Raw genomic sequence first — 19,865 nt, 5'->3', positions numbered from 1 at the left:
GCTCATTCCTTGTCGTTGCGCGAAGCGGGGGAACTGCTTCGCTGAGGAGCCGATGCCGCGTGCGAACGTTCGACGCGCAACCGGTACTGAAACGCGTCGCCGCGGTAATGGAGATGCTCGAAGTCGATCGGCCGTCCGTCTGCTGTCCACGTGAGACGCGTAATCCGCATGAGCGGTGCGCCTTCTTCGAGGTCGAGCCGAGGCGCGGTGACGTCGTCAGCGAGCGAAGCTTCGACGCATACGTCGGCGTGACCGAGTGCGAGGCCGAGATCGTTCTCGAGGATCGCGAAAATGTCGCGCGACGCGAGATCCTCACGGGCCAGGCGCGGTGCCAGGTCACAGGGAAAGTAGCTGACGTCGAGCGAGATCGGCGCGCGATTCAGATAGCGGATGCGGCGGATTTCGCCGACGCGTGCGCCAGGCTTCAACTGCAACGCGCGGGCAATTTCCTGAGTGGCCGGTACATCGGCTACGCCGAGAAACTTCGAATACGTTTCATAGCCGAGTGCACGCATCGCCTCATCGAAGCCTTGCAGGCCGACCAGTTGCTGAAAGGCCTTTGGTTTCGAGACATAAGTGCCCTTGCCGTGAATGCGAAAAACGAGGCCTTCCTTTTGCAGATCGCCGATCGCTTGCCGAACCGTGATGCGGCTGACGCCGAATTGCGCCGTGAGGTCGCTTTCCGATGGCAGTTGCTCATGCGGCGCAAGCGTTCCGTCCAAAATGGACGCGCGCAGCCATTCCTTGATCTGCACATAGAGCGGTTGCGGCGAGAGCGGAATCAGTTTTGCAGTGGTCATCGTGCCCCCAATCGGGACGACATGTCATGACGTGTCAGGTACTGCAAGCGATATGCCATTCGTGTGTTCCTCAATAACTGAAAGGCTTTGCGGCATGACGACCGTTTCAATTGCCGTCGACCATGGCCGCTCACTGGTGCGCGCATGCCCGTTGTGCGAGCGTCGCGCGAATGACGTGCACCACTTGCGACTTCGATGCAGCGTCCCTTACTTTTGCTTCCAGGCTGGACAATCACTCTAGGCATTGGCCAAAGGATTCCGAACCGTGAAAAACGACTTTCCTTTGCATCTACAGCGAAAAGGCGGCGCGACGCTGTACCGACCGGCGGTCTATCGCGAGGCCGGAGCGCGCGCGTTCGCCTTTGCGCGCGTTACCAATAGTTCTCGACGGCGAGATGCCCAGGCTGCCCGCGCTTACTGACAGAAAAGCCGCGGCCGACAAACTGTTTGCGCAGATCGTCCACCATGTCCGGGTTGCCGCAGATCATCACGCGGCTGCGCGCATGGTCGAAAGGCGTGCCGGTGAAGCGTTCGAGTTCACCGTTGTCGATCAATTCAGTAATGCGTTTGCCGAGTGCACCGGGTGTCTGCGTGCGCGTAACGACGGGCACATAACGCAGGCGGGTTGCCGCGAATTCGCCGAAATACTCGTGATGCTTCATATCCTCGATCAGCTCTCGGTACGCGAGCTCGCCAGGATCACGAACGCTGTGCACGAGAATGACGCGCTCGTAGTCTTCCCAGGTCTTGAGGTCGTACAGGATGGAAATGAACGGGGCGAGGCCGGTGCCCGAGGAAAGGAGCCACAGATCCTTGCCGCATTCAAAGCGGTCCGTCGTCAGAAATCCGTAGTTCATCTTTTCCAGATAGAGCTGATCGCCAGCCTGCATCCGGGCCAACTCGCTGGTGAACTCGCCGTTGGGCACGACAATCGAAAAGAACTCGAGGTGCTCGTCGTGAGGCGCAGAGACGATCGAGTACGCGCGCCAAGCGATCGATTCGCCCTCCGGCGTGCACTTTGCCACGCCCAGCCGCGCGAATTGGCCTGCGATGAAGCGGTACTGCGCCGGCCTCGTCGTGCGAATCGAAAAGAGTTTGTCCGGCACCCACGTATGAATGTGGGTGATGGTCTCGATCGTGTATTTGTCCGCGGCAGTCATTTCGGAGTCCTAAGTAAATCAACGTTCGTGATGAACAACGGCATGACATGACATAACAAGTTACGTGCCATGGACAGACCCGGAGTTAGGGAAAGCGGCTGTTTACGCGGTGTGACTTGGCAGGCGGGACGTCACCGCAGATGCGGGGACGCTGATGCGATGGCTACGGGCAAGCGTGCTGCAGAACCGAATCTGTGCGGCTCGCACCGTTGTAGTGTGGGAAGGATGACTTGGTGGTGCGTGAGGGACTGGAAGACGCCGTTGCGCCGAGCGTCCGGCAGCCGGACGCTCGGCGCAACGGTTACGATCAAATAAACGTGAACACTTCCTCGCGCGGCAGACGCGACTTCGGCAGCTTGGCGTTAAAGTCTTCCTCGCTGCGATAACCGAACGAGGCCATCACCACGCTGGTCAAGCCACGCTCACGCAGGCCGAACTCCGTATCGAGCGCGCGCGAATCGAAGCCTTCCATCGGCGTGGCGTCGATACCGAGCACCGCCGCGCCGGTCAGCAAGCTGCCGAGCGCGAGATACACCTGTTTTTCCATCCACTGCGCCATATCGCGCTGCTCGTAGCGATGGATGTCGACAAACGTACGACGCACCGTGTCCTGGCCTGCTTTCGCGGCGTCCGACTGAAAACGCCCGTCGCGGGCTTCTTGCTCGAGGACCGCGTTGAGGTGAGCGGCATCCAAGTCGGTGCGCATGCAAAGTGCGATCACGTGTGAAGCGTTCACCACTTTCGACTCGTTGAAGCCGTAAGTGCCCGCCGTGGCCTTAGCCATGCGCGCGCGGCCTTCGGCCGTCGAGGCGACCACGAAGTGCCACGGTTGCGAGTTGACCGAGGAGGGGCAGTACTGCAGCAGGGCCAGCAGCGCGTCGACCGATGCCTGCGGCAGCGAGCGGCCGGGCTCGAACGCCTTTGTGGTGTAACGGGTCTGGATGGCGTCGATGACATTCATTACCAAAAAACTCCTTGAGAGAACCAACCCATGATGGGCGGTAAAGCAGGCGCCGCGCCGGCTTCGCCACGCGGCGCCAATCGATCAAAAGCCTTCGAGCACGAGCTTGCCGCGCGCGCGGCCGCTTTCGATGAGCGCATGCGCGCGCCGCAAGTTGTCGGCGTTGATGGTGCCAAAGTGCTCGCCGAGCGTCGTGCGCAGGGTGCCCGCATCGATGAGGGCGGCCACACGCTCGAGAATCTCGTGCTGCCGAATCATATCCGGCGTTTCAAAAAGGGACCGCGTAAACATCAATTCCCAGTGCAGCGAAATCGCCTTGCGCTTGAGCGGCATTGCGTCGAGCGTCTTCGGATCGTCGATTACGCCGAACTTGCCCTGCGGCGCGAGCACTTCGACGATCTGCGGATAGTGAGCTTCCGTCTCTGTCAGGCCCGCAACATATCGGACGTTTTCAACGCCGAGTGCGCGCAGTTCGGCGCCGAGCGGACGCGAATGATCGATGACGTCGTGCGCGCCGAGCTCACGTACCCACTGCTGCGTTTCAGGCCGCGACGCCGTGCCGATCACGCGCAGCTTCGTCAACTGACGCGCAAGTTGCGTCAGTATCGAACCCACGCCGCCCGCCGCGCCGATGATCAGCAGCGCATCGCCGTCACCGCCGCCTTCGGCCACGCCGAGGCGATCGAATAGCAACTCCCACGCTGTCATCGATGTGAGCGGCAAAGCGGCTGCGTGTGCATCGTCGAGCGATTTCGGCTTATGACCGGCGATGCGCTCGTCAACGAGGCCATATTCGGCGTAGCAGCCAGGCCGGATCAGGGAGCCTGCATAGTAGACCTCGTCGCCTGCCTTAAAGCGCGTCACCGCCGCGCCCACGGCTTCCACGGTACCGACGGCATCCCAGCCGACCACACGCGGCGTATCTGTCGACATACCGCGGCGCACCTTCGTGTCCACCGGGTTCACGGCGATGGCGCGAATTTTGACGAGCAGATCGCGCGGTTGCGGTTCCGGCTTCGGCAACTCCATCTCATAGAGCGAACGTGCGTCCTGAATGGGCAAGCCGTGCTCGCTGTAGACGATCGCTTTCATTTTTCTTCCTGACATTAAAAAGGGGTGACAGTGAGGGGCGGGCAGCACCACGCTTTCATGGAGCCCGCAATGACCACAATGATCCGCCACCCGCGCTTAACGAAAAACGGCGACAATCGGGAAGAACTTTCACAGCAGGAGTGAAAATGATTCGGCTCGACGACCTAGGCCTTTTCGAGCGCACCGCGGCGCTGGGCAGCTTCTCGAATGCCGCGCGAGAAGCGGATCTGCTGCCGGGCCAAGTCAGCGCGGCGATCCAGCGGCTCGAACGCGAGCTGGACGTCCGTCTATTTGCCCGTTCGACGCGCAGCTTGAGGCTCACGGCGGAAGGCGAACAATACCTGCCCTACGCGAGAGAGGTTTTGGCTGTTCTGCGGGAAGGGCGCGAGCGTCTTCGCGGCGAAGAAGATGCCCTACAGGGCCTGTTGCAGATCGCCGTGCCGTCGGATCTCGGGCGTAACGTTTTGCTGCCGTGGCTGACCGACTTCCGCGAGGCGCACCCGAAGCTGTCGCTGCGGCTCTTTTTCTCCGACCAGCTTGCAGACGTGTTTCGAGATCCGGTCGACATCGCGATCCGTTACGGCGTGGCGGAGAGCGCGAGTTATGTGGTTTTGCCGCTGGCAGAAGAGAACCGGCGCGTGCTGGTCGCCGCACCTGAATATCTCGCGCGGCATGGCCGGCCACGCAGCCTGGACGACCTCGCCGCACATCATTGCCTCCTTTATGCGCTGGGAGGACGGGTCTACGACAAATGGGTTTTCCCGGTGCGCGGCGAGAAAAAGCAAATCGCCGTGAGCGGTTCGCTCGTGTGTGACGATGCCGATGTGGCGCGGCGTTGGGCGGTCGATGGACGCGGCATCGCTTACAAGTCGTGGATCGATGTGTGCGCCGACGTGCGCGCAGGCCGCCTCGAAGTCCTACTGCCGGAGCAGCGTGGCGAGGCGGCGCCGCTCAATCTCGTGTGCCCGCATCGGAAGCAGTTTTTTCCGGCTATCCGGCGCTTACACGCGGCGCTCAAAGAGCGCGTCGATGCGCTGATGGATCGATTGCCGGCTTAGCTTCGAATTTCAATGACGTGCAACGGTACAACGCAAATGCAGGGCAGCGAGTACCGGGCCGCCAGTACGAGACGGCGACGCAGCACCGAAGTACGGCACTCGCCGACGTCTCCCTTCCTTATCTCGGTAGCATCACGCTCAGTTATTTAGGACTCCTGAAAGTTAGATTACGTTGCCGTTCTTGGCTGGGCACCGATCGGCTCTTGACGCCAATTGTGCGCACGAATGCCAAGGGCGATCAAGAAAACGCCTGAAATGATTGCGTAGACGCTCACCATCCAGACAAGCGCGAGCGCACCCGCCCATGGGTACAGCAGTACAAGGCCGCCGAAGATCACCGATACCGCGCCGATAAGAAACATCATCCACGCGCTGCGGCCGCGACTCTTGAGCCGCATAGCGGCAATGACGTCGAATACGCCGGTGACGAGCGCCGTCGCGCCCATGATCGAGATCAGAACGAGCGCGCCGAGTCCGGGCACGAATAACATGATGACGCCAGCCGCGACGCTGCTGAGACCGAACAGCAAGGGCACCCACCAGTCGGTGCGGTGCGCCCGCTGCTGGATAGCGGCGACAATCGACGCGACTCCGCCGACAATCGCGTATGCCGCGAACATCCCGATCAGCAAAAACAGGGTGAGTCCGGGCCAAACCAGCGCGAACACCCCGAAGAGCACTGCCACCACGCCTCGCAGCACCAGCATCCACCATGCACCTCGAAGCAATTGATCCATTGCACTGTCCTCCTTTCGTTCAGGTGTGATCTTTTCCCGTGTCACGCGAGCTGCGTCGAGCGAGCCCAAGCCAGTCGCTGCTACGCGTGACGCGGAGCCCCTACGTCGTGCCGCCTTCTTCTGTCAGTTTTTTCTCGAGCCTCTCGAAGATTCGCTGCGTCTGACCTTTCGCATGAAGCGCAAAGAGCAATAGCGAGTGACCGGTGACTTGGTAGATGTCGCCCGATTCGAACTCGGGCAATTCCTCGCGCACCGGCACGTTCGTATCGATCAAGCAACTCCACTGATCGCTGCCGGGAATCTCTGGCAACTTGAATTCGACTACGTCATGGTGCGCGTTGAGCACCAGCAATAGCGTGGCATCCGATGCAGGTTTGCGGATGCCGCTCACTTGGGCGCGTCCATCGATTAGGACTCCAAAGCATTTCATCGGCGGATCGTCCCATTGCTGGGAAGTGAGTTCGACGCCCGCCGGACTCATCCATTTCACCTCGGACAGCTGAAGTTCCTCGTTGAACGCACCGGTTAGAAAGCGGCCGCGTCGCAGCACCGGGAGCGTGTGACGCAGCGTGGTCAGCTTGACGACGAACTCCCTGAGTGCGCGCCCGTCCTCGTCGATGCCTTCCCAGTCGACCCAGCTGATTTCGTTGTCCTGGCAATAGGCGTTGTTGTTGCCTTGCTGCGTGCGCCCAAACTCGTCGCCCGCTAGCAACATCGGCGTTCCTTGCGACAACAGCAGCGTCGCGAGCAGGTTACGCTTTTGGCGCTCGCGCAGTACACGTACCTGAGCGTCGTTCGTCGGTCCTTCAACGCCGCTGTTCCAGGACTTGTTGTCGGCATGTCCGTCTCTGTTGTCTTCGAGATTGGCCTCGTTGTGCTTCTCGCTATAAGAGACGAGATCGTTGAGCGTAAAGCCATCATGGGCGGTGATGAAATTGATGCTCGCCCATGGCCGCCGGCCGCGGTGGTTGAACTTGTCGCCGGAGCCGGTGATTCGGCTGGCGAGCTCTGACGCTATGCCGTCGTCGCCGCGCCAGAACGCGCGCACCGTGTCGCGAAAGCGATCGTTCCACTCGGCCCATCCAGGCGGAAAGCCACCTACCTGATAACCGCCCGGGCCGCAGTCCCAGGGCTCCGCGATCAGTTTGGTGCCCGATAGCACGGGGTCTTGGCGGCAGCTGTGCAAAAAGCCGCCGCCTTCGTCAAAACCATAGGGCTCGCGGGCGAGAATGGTGGCGAGATCGAAGCGGAAGCCGTCGACCTGCATTTCGTTGACCCAATATCGCAGGCTGTCCGTGACCATTTGCAGCACGCGCGGGTGGGACAGGTTCAGCGTGTTGCCGGTGCCTGTATCGTTGATGTAGTAGCGTGGTTCATTCGGCATCAGACGGTAATAGGAGGCGTTATCGATGCCGCGAAACGATAGGGTCGGCCCGCGCTCGTTGCCTTCCGCCGTGTGGTTGTACACCACGTCCAGAATGACTTCGAGACCGGCTTCGTGAAAGCAGTCGACCATCTGCTTCAACTCGTCGATGGCACCGGGGCCGCGGGCGAAGTAGCGACGGTCGGCCGCAAAGAAGCCTATGGTGTTATAGCCCCAGTAGTTCGTGAGGCCTTTGTCTAGCAAATAGCTGTCGTTGACGAACGCATGAATCGGCATCAATTCGATCGAAGTAACCCCGAGGCTCCTCAGATAATTGACGACCGGTTTTTGCCCAAGACCTTCGAAAGTGCCGCGCAGCGTGGGAGGCAGGGCGAGATGACGCTGGGTGTAGCCGCGCACGTGTGTTTCATAAAGGATCGTGCGGTCCCACGGCACGCGCACCCGCGTCGGGTGGGTCCACGAAAAGCTTTGATCCACGACGACGCACTTTTGTACAAATGGTGCGCTGTCTCGCTCATCGAACGTGAGGTCAGCGTCTTGTTCGCCGAGCGTGTAACCGAATATGGCAGGGTTCCATTTCAGGTTGCCGGCATGAGACTTCGCATAGGGGTCGAGAAGGAGTTTGTTCGGGTTGAACCGATGACCGCGCTCAGGCTCATAGGGGCCATGCACGCGATAACCATAGACGGCACCCGGCCGTAGGCCCGTCAGGTAGACGTGCCAGACCTCGTCGGTAAATTCGGGCAACGCGATGCGCTCTCGTTCGCGCTCTCCGTCGTCGTCGAAAAGGCACAACTCGACTTTCGTCGCGTTGGCGGAGAAGAGCGCGAAATTGACGCCTCGACCGTCCCATGTGGCGCCCAATGGGAACGGTAGACCTTCGGCAATGGGCGTCGCGCCGGGCATGGTTGTCCTTGCTGAAGTTGCCTGTCGAAGGTGAACCGGCAGCAAGGCTCATTCCTCGAGGACGGCAGCGGGGTGCCGTCGCTGTAGAGGCAACAGCGAGTGTTGTAATCCTTTATATCGTTAAGCGAGCCGTGGCGATGTTAACGTCGCAGGCTCGCTTTCGATAACACTTTGGGGTTCGGCCTCGGTCTTATCGTTTGAGGGTTTCTGGCGTTGATCGGGGAGGCAACCATGCAAGGCTATCAACTGACCTTCTTTACGCAGCAGGATCGCAAACATCATGGACTGCCCTTAGGCCAGTGGCTCGTCGAAGAAGCACGCCGAATCGGCATTGGTGGTGCAACGTTGATTGCGGCAGCCGAAGGCTTTGGTCATCATCGCAAGATTCACTCGGCGCACTTCTTCGAGCTGGCCGATCAACCGATTGAGGTGACGATGGTGGTCAATTCCGACGAGGCTGCGCGGCTATTGGGGCGCTTGCGAGACGAAGGCGTCAACGTCTTCTATGTGATGACGCCGGCCGAGTTCGGCATGACGGGCGAGGGCTGACATCGATCGTGTTGGTGATGTGGCTCGCGCACACGCACTGAGTTACTGACGCTTTTTATACGAATGCGGATGAACCATGACAAGGTTACATGCGCCTGGCAGGAGAGCTACCTGGCATGTGCGTCGCCGCAGCTCGTCAAGCTCGGGCTCTGTTTCTGCCGTGCCTGGCATACGCCGTCCTCCCCAGATCTGTGCAGTGACTGGACGACCGTCCAGTTGCGGGCCGTCCCACGCAATTTCTAGCGAATCGCCCGAGGGGAACTCAAGAATCAGAGAGCCTACCGCTGCGTCGAGCGGTACAAGCTGCCCGGACTCGTTCTGAACATAGGCCGTGATCTGTTTCGAATCGCTCATAACGGTTCCGTCTGCAAGAGATGCGTGGCGAGAGAACGTGTTCGCCTGCATAAGCCGAGCACCGCGATGAGCTTGCCACAACGGTTAGTATTAATCGCCCAGAATAACCTTGGAGTACATGAGCTTGTAGCGATGGCGAGATCCACCTTGAGCCGTTGGTTATCAGCAGTCCTTAACCCTTAACGTACCTGCGTTTTCGGACCACCGGGCGTGGTCGAATAGCCATCGTTCAATGTCTGCATAAATGCGATGACGTCTCGAATCTCGCCCTCGTTCAGCGCGGGCTTTGCGCTAGGCTTGCGGTCTAGCGGCGCATCAGCAACGTCGATGTTGTCGCGATAGCGGGGCGGCAGATCGTTGTATTTGTCGACCTTGCCGTTCGCGAGCAACGGATACCACCTACCGGGCGAGGTGTCACGCTCGACATAAAAGCGCATCACATCTTCCAGGTTGTGAAAGCGCCCGTTGTGGAAGAACACCGAGCGCGTCGCGACGTTGCGAAGCGTCGGCGACTTGATGTCGCTGGATATCCGCGACCGTCGCGCGCAGACGGTCGGACTCAGAGCGGGTCCTGCAGATGATCCTGAGCGCGAAGGTCTTGCGATGCTGATTCGCCGCTGACGGTCTGCTGCTTGCGGCGAACGTGGTACGCCGTCAGGAGCCCGTGAGCAACCATATCGAGCGCAGGCTTCACAAGTCCGTTCTTGTCCGTCCAAACCTTTGGCGTCAGGGCGCCTGTAAGCGTCACGCTGTCTGCGTCACTGAGGGCAAGCAGGGCGGTCTGGAGGTCGTCGTCAAAAGCGATCACGTTGACGAAAAGTGTTTCCCCGTCGCCGGCAGTGGCCCGCACCTTGCACGTCACATACCGCTTCCCGTTCTGTCCTGTCCGTATCTGGGCTTCGCCATATAGTCGCCCAGCTATCAGTCCATCAATCATCTGGCATCTCCTGTTCGATTGCTGCGCCGGCAGTGCGACGGCATGGTCCGCGCTGCCTCTAGCCTGGGGCGTCGACCCCTTATTTCCCAATACAAAACCGACTGAAAATCACCCCCAGCAAATCATCCGATGTGAATTCCCCGGTGATCGAATTGAGCTGATCTTGCGCAAGCCTCAGTTCCTCGGCAAACAAATCCAGCGTCTGATTGCCCGCATCGCCATGCTCAGCCGCGAGCGAGAGATGCGCTTGTGCCGCACGCAGCGCAATGAGATGACGCTCGCGCGCCAGATAAACGCTCTCTGTACCAGCCTGCCAACCTGCAATGCGCAGCAATTGCGCGCGCAACAAATCGATCCCTTCGTTCTTCTTGGCGGACAGCGTAATCTCGCAGACCTCGCCGTTACCGTTGTCCACGACCAGCTGATTGACCTCAGGCCCCTTGCCGGTCAAGTCCGTCTTGTTCAACACCCGCACCACCGGTACGCCAACCGGAAAGCGTGTGGCGATCGTCTCATCTTCGGCCGTCATGCGCGTTCGAGCGTCGAGCAGATGCAAGACGACGTCAGCCTTCTCGATTTCGCCCCATGTCCGCTCGATACCGATCTTCTCGACTTCGTCCTCTGTCTCGCGCAGCCCCGCCGTGTCAATCACATGCAGCGGAATGCCTTCGATTTGGATGGTTTGCGCAACCTTGTCGCGCGTCGTCCCCGCGATCGGCGTCACGATTGCAAGCTCGGCACCGGCCAGCGCATTCAATAAGGACGACTTACCCACATTCGGCTGCCCCGCCAGCACAACCGACAACCCCTCGCGCAGCAGCGCCCCTTGCCGTGCTTCGCGCAGCACGTGGTCCAGCCGTTCGCGGATAGCCGCGAGCTTGCCGAGCGCATCTGCCGCTTCCAGAAAATCGATCTCCTCTTCCGGAAAATCGAGCGTCGCCTCAACGAGCATGCGCAGTGCAATGACTTCATCGACGAGCGAGCGGATCTCTCGCGAAAAAGCACCTTCCATCGAACGCCCGGCCGAGCGCACGGCGGCCTCGGTGCTGGCCTCGATGAGGTCGGCCACGGCCTCTGCTTGAGCGAGGTCGAGCTTGTCGTTGAGAAACGCGCGCCGAGTGAATTCGCCGGGTTCAGCGAGACGCAAGCCAAACGCCTTTCCTGCCTCCAGGCAGCATTGCAAAACGAGCTGAAGCACGACGGGGCCGCCATGACCTTGCAACTCGATCACATCCTCGCCGGTGTACGAGTGCGGCGCGGCGAAATAAATGGCGATCCCGCGATCGAGCACGCTGCCGCTGGCATCCATAAAGGGCACATAGCTCGCGTGACGCGGCGCCAGCCGTTGTCCGCAAAGCGCATGCATTAGCGCCGCGGCCGCCCGATCCCCAGCGCGACCGCACGAAATCCGCACGACGCCGATTCCCCCTCGCCCCGGAGCGGTGGCAATGGCAACAACGGGGTCGGAATCGATGGCGAACATGATGTTGGGCGAATAGGTATGAGCCGCGGTGCGTCACGGCGTGGGCGGCGGGCCGTCTTCTGCACGGCCGAATCGGATGCCTCCTCAATGAGGCGTGGCCGGCATTGTAGCGCGCGGCAGGTGCTGTTCCGGGGCTCTCGAGCCACTTCCAGCGGTGCCTATCACAAATTCGATTTATCGCAGGCAAGATAGTGTAATCTTCGGACTACGAGAAGGAGAAATCACCTCGATTTTGCTACGAGCCGCGACCGGCTTGGTTTCGAGTTTTATGCGCGAACGCTGAGTCATGCGCCAAAACGCACCCAGTCCAGCTAAATGTGCGCCTGAGCGGGCTAAACGTGTCGTGCCCGGTTGTCTCCTTCGCGTTGGCTCAATTGCACAATTTTGCGATGCCAACCGCCGACGAGAAAGCAGCGTTCACCGAACGCCTGAAGTTCGCCCTCCAACGCAGCCCCGAGAAAGTGACGGGGGGGACGCAGCTCGCGCTGCATTTCAACTTGCGCCATCGCGGCGAACATCAAATCTCCCCTCAAACAGCCCATAAATGGCTGACGGGGCGCACGATTCCGACGGCAGACAAATTGAAGACGCTCGCCGAATGGTTGCGCGTCGACTTGCACTGGCTCCACTATGGGCCGCCGCCGAGCCCGGCTTCGCAGTCCACACCGAAACCTTTGCCGCGCGACGAGAAATACCCGTTGACGCCGGAGACGATCGAGCTCGCTTCGAAGATCGAAGCGCTTTCGCCGCACCATCGGTACTTGGTGCAGGAATTGGTCGCACAGTTCTACGGCGAAGGATCGGATCGCTGAAACGCACGGCGAATCGTGACCGTAAACGTCCGCCATTTACGATCGTTTTACTTCCGTCTCGAATGGAATGATTGTCGTTGTCTTGCCGATCTTTCGTTCGGTGGACTGGCCCACATCCAAAGGGCTTTAAAAAATACGCGACCATAGCGCGCGGATCGGCCCGAATTAGCGACTATTGGACCAAGGTCCTATTGTGCGGTTCGAGCTTCTTGCCAGATATTGCATGAAGTGCCGTCACAGGCCGGCAGCCCCATGGATGAGCCTGAAGAATTTGGCTCGCAGCCAGAATGAGCTGGCAGCTCCTGCGCTTCGGCGCCACTCTTCTTCAAACGCAGTCAATGAAAAACGCAACTGACATCCAGCGGGTCATCGTTGCGATGAGAAAGATTGCGAGTAGAACGCGCGTGAGCACTTTCACATTCCAAGCGTGCCTCTTTTCGTACCACGATTCGTGGTCGCCCACAGCTTCAAACATCGATCTCCATATTGAGCCACCTTGAGTTTCCAAGCGAAGAAGTTAAGTGGAGGGAGCTATCATGTCATGGCTAGCGGAAACACTACGGCGCTACCCCGAGATCGCCATATTTCTCTCCCTTGGAATCGGCTACTGGGTCGGCGGCAAGAGCTTCAAGGGCTTCAGTCTGGGTGCCGTGACGGCAACGTTGCTTGCGGCTATCGCGATCGGGCAACTCAACATCACGGTATCGCCCAACGTCAAGTCGGTGTTCTTCTTGATGTTCCTGTTCGCCGTGGGATACGGGGTGGGGCCCCAGTTCGTGCGCGGCATCGCTAAGGATGGCCTGCCCCAGGCGATTTTCTCGGTCGTTCAGGGCGTGTTGTCCTTGGCGGCGGCCATTCTCGCCGCAAAATTGGCGGGCTACAGCGTCGGGTCTGCCGCTGGACTTTTCGCAGGTTCTCAGACGATCTCAGCATCGATGGGTCTCGCCACTGACGCCATCAATCGGCTCGGCCTGCCGGCGGATCAGACAAAGGCGCTGCTTGATGCGATGCCGACAGCCTACGCGGTTTCATACATCTTCGGCACGATCGGTTCTGCAATCATTCTTGCCACCTTTGGACCGAAGCTGCTGCGCATCGATTTGGTTGCGGCATGCAAGGAGTATGAGGCCAATCTCGGTGGTACAAAGGAACTGGGTGGCGCGGGCCAGTCATGGCACCAATATGAGCTGCGCGCATACAAGATTCCGCAGGACGGTTTGGCCGTCGGCAAGACGGTAAGTCAAGTTGAAGCCCTCGAGCCGAAAGGCATGCGGCTCTTCATAGAGCGCATCAGGCGCGCCGGCACTGTCCACGAAGCGACCCTGGATTTCGTACTGCAGCCCGGTGACGTTGTCGCGGTAGCCGGCCCCCGCGATCAGCTTGTTTCTCTGCTGGGAGCGAGGGGCGTGGAAGCCGGCAACGGCGACGATCGACCCGTCTCGCTTCAGGTGAAGGCCGTGGAAGTCGACGATCCTGAATTGCTCTCCGTGCCGGCAGAGGGCGTCGACGTCTATGTGACCGAGAAGACGGTGGACGGCAAGACGTTGCAGGAGCTCGCCACTTTGCCTGCGGCGCGCGGTGTCTTCCTCAGAAAGATCAAGCGAGGCCCGACAGAGACCCCCATCCCGGTTCTGCCAAACACAAAGCTGCTACGTGGCGACACCATCACGATCGTCGGCCGCACCCAGGACACGACGGCCGCCGCAAAGGCGCTAGGCGTATTGGATCGGCCGACGAATGTGACGGACGTGGCCTTCGTTAGCCTTGCGATTACTCTCGGCGCGCTGATCGGTGCGATCGTCCTCAAGGTCGCCGGCATTCCCATTACGCTGTCGACCGCCGGCGGCGCGTTAATCGCCGGCATCGTGTTTGGTTGGTTGCGCGCTATTCATCCCACCTTCGGGCGCATCCCGGAACCCACCGTCTGGTTCATGAACTCGGTGGGTCTGAATGTGTTCATCGCAGTCGTCGGCATCACTTCCGGGCCCGGGTTTGTCTCTGGTCTGCAGCACCTGGGGGTGAGCCTGTTCCTGTGGGGCATCTTCGCCACGACCGTGCCGCTGATTCTCGGGATGCTGATTGCCAAATACGTGTTTCGATTCCATCCGGCCATCCTGCTCGGCGTGTGTGCCGGCGCAAGAACCACGACAGCAGCGCTCGGAATGGTCTGTGATGTTGCCAAGAGTCAGATTCCTGGCCTCGGATACACGGTGACCTACGCGGTGGGCAACACGTTGCTGACTATCTGGGGGATGGTCGTTGTAATGATCCTGAGTTAGTTCGGCACTCTCTGTTCCCGATGTGGATCGACCGGGAAACTTCATGCTGGAGGTGTGAGATGGCAAAGTCCGAAATGCCGGACGCTGGGGCAGCAGCAAAACTGGCTGCACTCAGCCCCTTTGAGCTGAAAGACGAACTGATCAAGGCGGCTGGAGGCGGGGTGGTCGAACGAGCCGAAAACATTTCGATGCTCAACGCCGGCCGAGGCAATCCGAACTTTCTGGCAACGATCCCGCGTCACGGCTTTTGGCAACTGGGTCTTTTTGCCATGCGCGAATCGGAGCGTTCGTTTGCTTACCTGCCGGAAGGTCTCGGCGGCTTTCCGAAGCGAGAAGGACTCACCGAGCGCTTCGAACTATTTGTGCGCGAGAACAAGGGCCTGCCCGGCATCGATTTCCTTGCGGGCGCGGTGTCGTACGTGCGCGACCAACTCGGGCTTTCGGCGAACGATTTTCTCTATGAGATGTGCGAAGGCATCCTTGCTTCGAACTATCCGGTGCCGGATCGGATGTTGAAGCTCTCGGAGATCATCGTCGGACAGTATTTGCGGCACGAAATGATCGGCAAGCGTCCGTTCATTGGGGAGTTCGACATCTTCGCCGTCGAAGGCGGCACGGCGGCGATGACGTACATCTTCAATACGATGCGCGAGAATCGCCTGCTCAAGGTCGGCGACACGATTGCACTGGGCCGCCCGATTTTTACGCCCTACATCGAGATTCCCTCGCTGAACGACTACCAACTGAACGTCGTGAATCTCGACGCCGACGTGGAGAACGATTGGCAGTATTCAAAAAAAGAACTCGACAAGCTACGGGACCCGAAGGTCAAGGCGTTCTTCCTCGTGAACCCGAGCAATCCCCCCTCGGTCAAGATTAGTGATGAAAGCCTCGAATACATTGCCGAAATCATCAAAGAACGCCCCAACCTGATCCTGCTCACAGACGATGTGTACGGCACGTTTGCCGATGACTTCGTGTCGCTGTTCGCACTCGCGCCGAAAAACACGATCCTCGTCTATTCCTACTCGAAGTACTTTGGCGCGACGGGATGGCGCCTTGGCGCGATTGCAACGCATCGTGAAACCGTCCTCGATCGGCTGCTCGCCGAATTGCCGAAAGATGTGAAGAAGGAACTGCATACACGCTACGAATCGATCACGACGGATCCAGACAATCTGAAGTTCATCGATCGCCTCGTTGCGGATAGTCGGACCGTCGCGCTCAATCACACAGCAGGACTCTCGACACCCCAGCAGGTGCAGATGGTGCTGTTCTCGTTGTTCTCATTGATGGATACGCCGGATGCGTACAAGAAAGCCGTGAAACGCCTGATTCGCAGCCGCAAGAGAGCCCTGTACGAGGAGATCGGCATTTCATTCGAAGATGACGATCCGAACCAGGTTGATTACTACACGATCCTCGATATGGAGTTTCTCGGCGCGCGGGCCTACGGCCGCGACTTCGTCGAGTGGTTGGTCAAGAATGCCAAGCCATCCGAATTGCTTTTCAGGCTCGCGCGGGAAGCACGCGTCGTGTTGTTGCCGGGGCGGGGGTTCGGCACGCAGCATCCGTCTGGGCGCGTGTCACTCGCCAATCTAAACGAGACGGACTACCGAAAGATCGGGCGAGCGATCCGCGCGTTGCTTGCCGATTATGTCGAACGCTACAACGCGGCGACCGGCAAGCAACTCGACAAGGGCAAGGTCTTATAGGTTCCGGCCGCAGATTGCCCGTCAGGCCGGCGGTGCACACAGAAGACGTCTTTGGACGTTGAGGAGTCTCACATGGCTACGCCAATTGAGAAAATCACACCTTACGACGAATTCAACTTTCCGATTCCCGAAAACGAGTTTCCGCCAAGCGGGATGTCCGCACGTGCAGCGGCCGCGATCGTTATCAGTTCAGAGTGGACCGATGCCAATCAAATGCTGAACATGTCGTCCTTCGTTACGACGTGGGCGGAGCCCGAAGCGGCGGAGACGGCAAGACGCAACGTGTTCAAGAACTATATCGATCACGATATGTACCCGCAGCTGTTCGCCATGGAAACTCGGATGGTGAAGTGGCTGCATCAGCTTTGGAACGGCCCGGCAGGCGTGGAACCGTATGGCACGGCGACAGTGGGTTCATCAGAGGCCTGCATGCTGGCCGGCCTCGCGCACAAGTGGAACTGGCGTCAGAAGCGCGAAAGGGAGGGAAAGGACGCGAGCAAGCCCAATATGGTGACGGGCGGCAATGTGCAAATCGTGTGGAAGAAATTTCTGCGCTATTTTGAAGTGGAACCGCGCATCGTGCCGCTAAAGCCAGGCAACTATCGATTGACGGCCGAGGAACTCGACAAGTACGTCGACGAAAACACGATTGCCGTCGTCGCGATCGCCGGACAAACCTTCACGGGCGAAGACGACGACATTCAGGGCATTCACGATTGGCTCGACGACTACGAAAAGCGAACCGGTATTTCAATTCCGATGCATATCGACGGAGCATCGGGTGGCTTTGTGAATCCGTTTCTGTATCCCGACTACAAGTGGGACTTCCGACTGCCGCGCGTGCAGTCGATCAATGCATCCGGGCACAAGTATGGCTTGGCGCCCCCGGGACTAGGATGGGTGGTGTTCCGCGAACGCAAGGTTTTCAATGAAAACCTCGTTTTCTACGTCAATTACCTGGGCGGAGAAATGCCGACCGCGACACTGAACTTCAGCCGTAACAGCTTTCAGATCGCAGTCCAGTACTACTTGTTCATTCGGCTGGGATTCGATGGCTACAAGCGCGTCATGCAGCATACGCTGGACAACGCGATGGAACTGCGCGAGATGCTTATAAAGAGTGGCTATTTCACGATCATGAACGAGACACAGCGCATTCCCGTCGTGGCGGTCACGCTCGACAAGAAGGTCAAGAATTTCAACGAGTTCGATGTGTCGAACAAGGTCCGCGAAAAAGGTTGGGTACTCTCCGCTTACTCGATGCCGCCCAACGCCGAGGCGGTAACGAGCCTGCGTGTCGTGGTCCGGCCACACATCAATCGGACCGTCGCCGAACTGCTGGGCAATGACATCATCAATGCGTGCAAGTATCTCGAACAGCACGGTGGAACCGCGACACCGCCGAAGCTCCACGCGCATGCGGCGGAGAAGACGGCATTGGCAAAGTGCTGAGACAAGCGTGTCCGCAAACGGGCAGTGAAATCTTTAATGAAGCGGTGGCGTCCAGCGAAAAACCGGGCGTCGCCCTAGCATTTTCCCTTTCTTGACTTCCGAAAGGCAGTATTTCAAGTTTTTGAATTTCGCTCGAACTCGCTTGTGCCGATATCCAGAGATCTACTGCAAAAATCGGCTCGGTTTTTCTCCCAGGAGCCAAGTGCAGGTACTCAAAGAATAGGCTCTCCAGATATGAAGCTGTCGTTTGCGCAGAAGTTATGGTTGCCGTTGATCTTAAGTTTTGTGTGCTTTCTCGGTATATCCATTACCGACGCCTACCAAATGCGGGCATCGGAACTCGAAGACCGCAAAACGGACTTGATGCACGCGACCGATCTGGCACTTGCGGTCGTCAAGACCTATGCCGACGAGGCAGATGCCGGACGACTTTCGGTGGATGAAGCCAAAAAGCGGGCACTCGAGGCGGTTCGACGAATGCGGTACGGTAAAGACGGCACCGGCTATTTCACGATATTCGATTCGCGGCCCGTCATCTTGATGCATCCCACGTTGCCACAGCTCCAAGGCCAGGATGTGGGCAATTTCGCGGATCCCAATGGCTTTCACTTCTATCAGGCCACTGTCGATCTGATCAAGCGAGACGGCAACGGATTTGTCGAATACCGGTTCGCCAAGCCGGGGACCAACGAGATTGTCCCGAAACTCTCTTACAGCGATTCGTTTCGGCCATGGGACTGGAATTTTCAGACCGGTGTCTATATCGACGAGGTCGACGCGGCATTTCACGCGTCGCTCTACCATGCTTTCGAAATTCTGCTGGTAGTGTCCGGCTTCCTGTCCGTTATCGTTGTGTTGCTTAACCGCACCATGCTTCGCTCACTGGGCGGTGAGCCCTCGTATGCCGCCGAGATGGCAAACCGGATCGCTGATAACGATCTGACGGTGGCGGTGAAGACAATGCCAGGCGATCGATCGAGCTTGCTGTTTTCGATGAAGCGCATGCAGGAGCAGCTCACGCGGACAATCGGCTCAATCAAGGCGTCCGCTGACTCGATCGCCACCGCGACGCATCAGATCGCTGCGGGCAACCAGGATTTGTCGCAGCGCACCGAGGAGCAGGCCGCCTCGCTTGAGGAGACCGCTGCGAGCATGGACCAATTGACGTCGACCGTCAGCCAGAATGCCGAGAATGCCAAACAAGCTAACCAGTTCGCGGCACAAGCCGCCGAGGTGGCCGAACAGGGTGGCGCCGTCATGTCTCACGTCGTAAAAACGATGGAGGATATCAACGCCAGTTCAGACAGGATTGCCGACATCGTCGGCATCATCGAAGGTATCGCCTTTCAGACCAACATCCTCGCGCTGAATGCAGCCGTCGAAGCCGCTCGGGCAGGTGAGCAGGGGCGAGGGTTTGCGGTGGTCGCTTCGGAAGTGCGCTCACTCGCGCAGCGCTCCTCGTCGGCGGCCAAGGAAATCAAGGAACTGATCCACGCTTCGGAGCAACGCGTGCAGGCAGGTGCGGGCTACGTGCGAGAAGCGGGCGAAAAGATGAGCGAGATCACTTTTGAGATTCGACGTGTGACCGACATCATGGGAGAAATTACCGCCGCATCGCAGGAACAAAGCAAGGGGATCGGCCAAGTCAACCAAGCGGTCTCGCAGATGGACGAAGTCACGCAGCAAAATGCGGCGCTGGTCGAGCAGGCTGCGGCAGTCGCCAGCTCGCTGGATTCGCAGGCAGACGATCTGAGAGTCGCCGTTTCGACATTCAGGCTCGCTGCTGCGTAAGAGGCCACGAGCAGTCCCGCGCACCAACTTGCACCCCAGCCTCCGCTGCTTGGCAACGTCGGCGCACAAAAGCGCGCCGACCCTGTCTGCTCAGAATTGAGAACCCGAGCAATGCGGCAAAAAAAAAATCGCCCGGCTAAAAGCCGGGCGATTTGCATTGATGCTGGCGTTGCCGAATGCCCTGAACCGAAGGGCACTGAGCACGTTAAGCCGGCTTCTTCTGCGCTCCCATCATCCGCGTGATGTAGTACTGATGAGCGATCGACAGCACGTTGTTGACGACGTAATACAGCACGAGGCCTGACGGGAAGAAGAAGAACATGACCGAGAAAGCGAGCGGCATGAACATCATCATCTTCGCCTGGACCGGATCGGGCGGCGTCGGGTTCAGCTTC

The 19,865-nt window shown here is 59.1% G+C and carries 18 protein-coding genes; 7 read left to right on the top strand and 11 right to left on the bottom strand.

The genetic code is table 11. The annotated features are described in order from the left end of the window. Positions 1–2: 2 nt before the first annotated feature. The 4 genes from VL598_RS02325 to VL598_RS02310 form a co-directional block, all read right to left on the bottom strand. Positions 3–800 carry a GntR family transcriptional regulator gene (locus VL598_RS02325; protein WP_325325091.1) on the bottom strand — a complete coding sequence of 266 codons (798 nt, stop codon included), beginning with the start codon at positions 798–800 and terminating at the stop codon, positions 3–5. A gap of 371 nt (positions 801–1,171) precedes the next feature. Further along, a complete protein-coding gene (locus VL598_RS02320; RefSeq protein ID WP_325325090.1) occupies positions 1,172–1,960 on the bottom strand; it encodes a ferredoxin--NADP reductase in 789 nt (262 codons plus the stop codon). A gap of 307 nt (positions 1,961–2,267) precedes the next feature. Further along, positions 2,268–2,921, bottom strand: coding sequence for an oxygen-insensitive NAD(P)H nitroreductase (nfsB, locus tag VL598_RS02315; RefSeq protein ID WP_325325089.1), 654 nt, complete (start codon positions 2,919–2,921; stop codon positions 2,268–2,270). A gap of 84 nt (positions 2,922–3,005) precedes the next feature. Then, the gene (locus VL598_RS02310) at positions 3,006–4,013 is read right to left on the bottom strand and encodes a zinc-binding alcohol dehydrogenase family protein (protein ID WP_325325088.1); all 1,008 of its coding nucleotides are present in this window, start codon (positions 4,011–4,013) and stop codon (positions 3,006–3,008) included. Between the two features lie 146 nt (positions 4,014–4,159). Between VL598_RS02310 and VL598_RS02305 the strand changes: the two genes are divergently transcribed. Then, positions 4,160–5,071, top strand: coding sequence for a LysR family transcriptional regulator (locus tag VL598_RS02305; RefSeq protein WP_325325087.1), 912 nt, complete (start codon positions 4,160–4,162; stop codon positions 5,069–5,071). A gap of 167 nt (positions 5,072–5,238) precedes the next feature. On the opposite strand, the gene VL598_RS02300 is transcribed toward VL598_RS02305, so the two are convergent. Both VL598_RS02300 and glgX read right to left on the bottom strand, forming a co-directional pair. Then, positions 5,239–5,808: an HdeD family acid-resistance protein gene (locus tag VL598_RS02300; protein WP_325325086.1), complete on the bottom strand. Its 570-nt coding sequence runs from the start codon at positions 5,806–5,808 to the stop codon at positions 5,239–5,241. A 100-nt stretch (positions 5,809–5,908) separates the two neighbouring features. Then, entirely contained in the window at positions 5,909–8,098 is a 2,190-nt protein-coding gene (gene glgX, locus VL598_RS02295; protein WP_325325085.1) for a glycogen debranching protein GlgX, read from the bottom strand. 231 nt (positions 8,099–8,329) lie between these two features. Here glgX and VL598_RS02290 point away from each other — a divergent pair, with 231 nt between their 5' ends. Beyond that, on the top strand, positions 8,330–8,647 hold the full coding sequence (locus VL598_RS02290; protein ID WP_325325084.1) for a DUF190 domain-containing protein: 318 nt from the start codon (positions 8,330–8,332) through the stop codon (positions 8,645–8,647). Positions 8,648–8,689: 42 nt separating this feature from the next. Here the strand turns inward: VL598_RS02290 and VL598_RS02285 are convergent, their stop codons facing one another. The 4 genes from VL598_RS02285 to mnmE all read right to left on the bottom strand — a co-directional run bounded on the left by VL598_RS02285 (position 8,690) and on the right by mnmE (position 11,421). Continuing rightward, complete coding sequence (locus tag VL598_RS02285; RefSeq protein WP_325325083.1) at positions 8,690–9,001, bottom strand: hypothetical protein; 312 nt, start codon at positions 8,999–9,001, stop codon at positions 8,690–8,692. Between the two features lie 179 nt (positions 9,002–9,180). After that, the gene (locus tag VL598_RS02280) at positions 9,181–9,480 is read right to left on the bottom strand and encodes a hypothetical protein (protein WP_325325082.1); all 300 of its coding nucleotides are present in this window, start codon (positions 9,478–9,480) and stop codon (positions 9,181–9,183) included. 80 nt (positions 9,481–9,560) lie between these two features. After that, on the bottom strand, positions 9,561–9,938 hold the full coding sequence (locus VL598_RS02275) for a single-stranded DNA-binding protein (protein WP_325325081.1): 378 nt from the start codon (positions 9,936–9,938) through the stop codon (positions 9,561–9,563). A 79-nt stretch (positions 9,939–10,017) separates the two neighbouring features. Beyond that, positions 10,018–11,421 carry a tRNA uridine-5-carboxymethylaminomethyl(34) synthesis GTPase MnmE gene (gene mnmE / locus VL598_RS02270; protein ID WP_325325080.1) on the bottom strand — a complete coding sequence of 468 codons (1,404 nt, stop codon included), beginning with the start codon at positions 11,419–11,421 and terminating at the stop codon, positions 10,018–10,020. Between the two features lie 389 nt (positions 11,422–11,810). On the opposite strand from mnmE, the gene VL598_RS02265 reads away from it, so the two are divergent. The 5 genes from VL598_RS02265 (at position 11,811) to VL598_RS02245 (ending at position 19,470) form a co-directional block, all read left to right on the top strand. Beyond that, the gene (locus VL598_RS02265; protein ID WP_325325079.1) at positions 11,811–12,233 is read left to right on the top strand and encodes a transcriptional regulator; all 423 of its coding nucleotides are present in this window, start codon (positions 11,811–11,813) and stop codon (positions 12,231–12,233) included. Between the two features lie 536 nt (positions 12,234–12,769). After that, positions 12,770–14,512, top strand: coding sequence for an aspartate-alanine antiporter (aspT, locus tag VL598_RS02260; RefSeq protein WP_325325078.1), 1,743 nt, complete (start codon positions 12,770–12,772; stop codon positions 14,510–14,512). A 59-nt stretch (positions 14,513–14,571) separates the two neighbouring features. Further along, a complete protein-coding gene (locus tag VL598_RS02255; RefSeq protein ID WP_325325077.1) occupies positions 14,572–16,227 on the top strand; it encodes a bifunctional aspartate transaminase/aspartate 4-decarboxylase in 1,656 nt (551 codons plus the stop codon). Between the two features lie 72 nt (positions 16,228–16,299). Next, positions 16,300–17,679 (top strand): glutamate decarboxylase, encoded by a 1,380-nt coding sequence (locus VL598_RS02250; protein ID WP_325325076.1) that lies wholly within the window; start codon positions 16,300–16,302, stop codon positions 17,677–17,679. A gap of 234 nt (positions 17,680–17,913) precedes the next feature. Further along, positions 17,914–19,470, top strand: coding sequence for a methyl-accepting chemotaxis protein (locus VL598_RS02245; RefSeq protein WP_325325075.1), 1,557 nt, complete (start codon positions 17,914–17,916; stop codon positions 19,468–19,470). A gap of 205 nt (positions 19,471–19,675) precedes the next feature. Here VL598_RS02245 and VL598_RS02240 read toward each other — a convergent pair. Next, positions 19,676–19,865: YidC/Oxa1 family membrane protein insertase (locus tag VL598_RS02240; protein ID WP_325325074.1), on the bottom strand; the 190-nt coding region annotated here is incomplete at its 5' end.

This window comes from Trinickia sp. (assembly GCF_035492435.1).
Classification (GTDB): Bacteria; Pseudomonadota; Gammaproteobacteria; order Burkholderiales; family Burkholderiaceae; genus Trinickia.
This window is presented reverse-complemented; position numbering and strand designations above follow the sequence as displayed.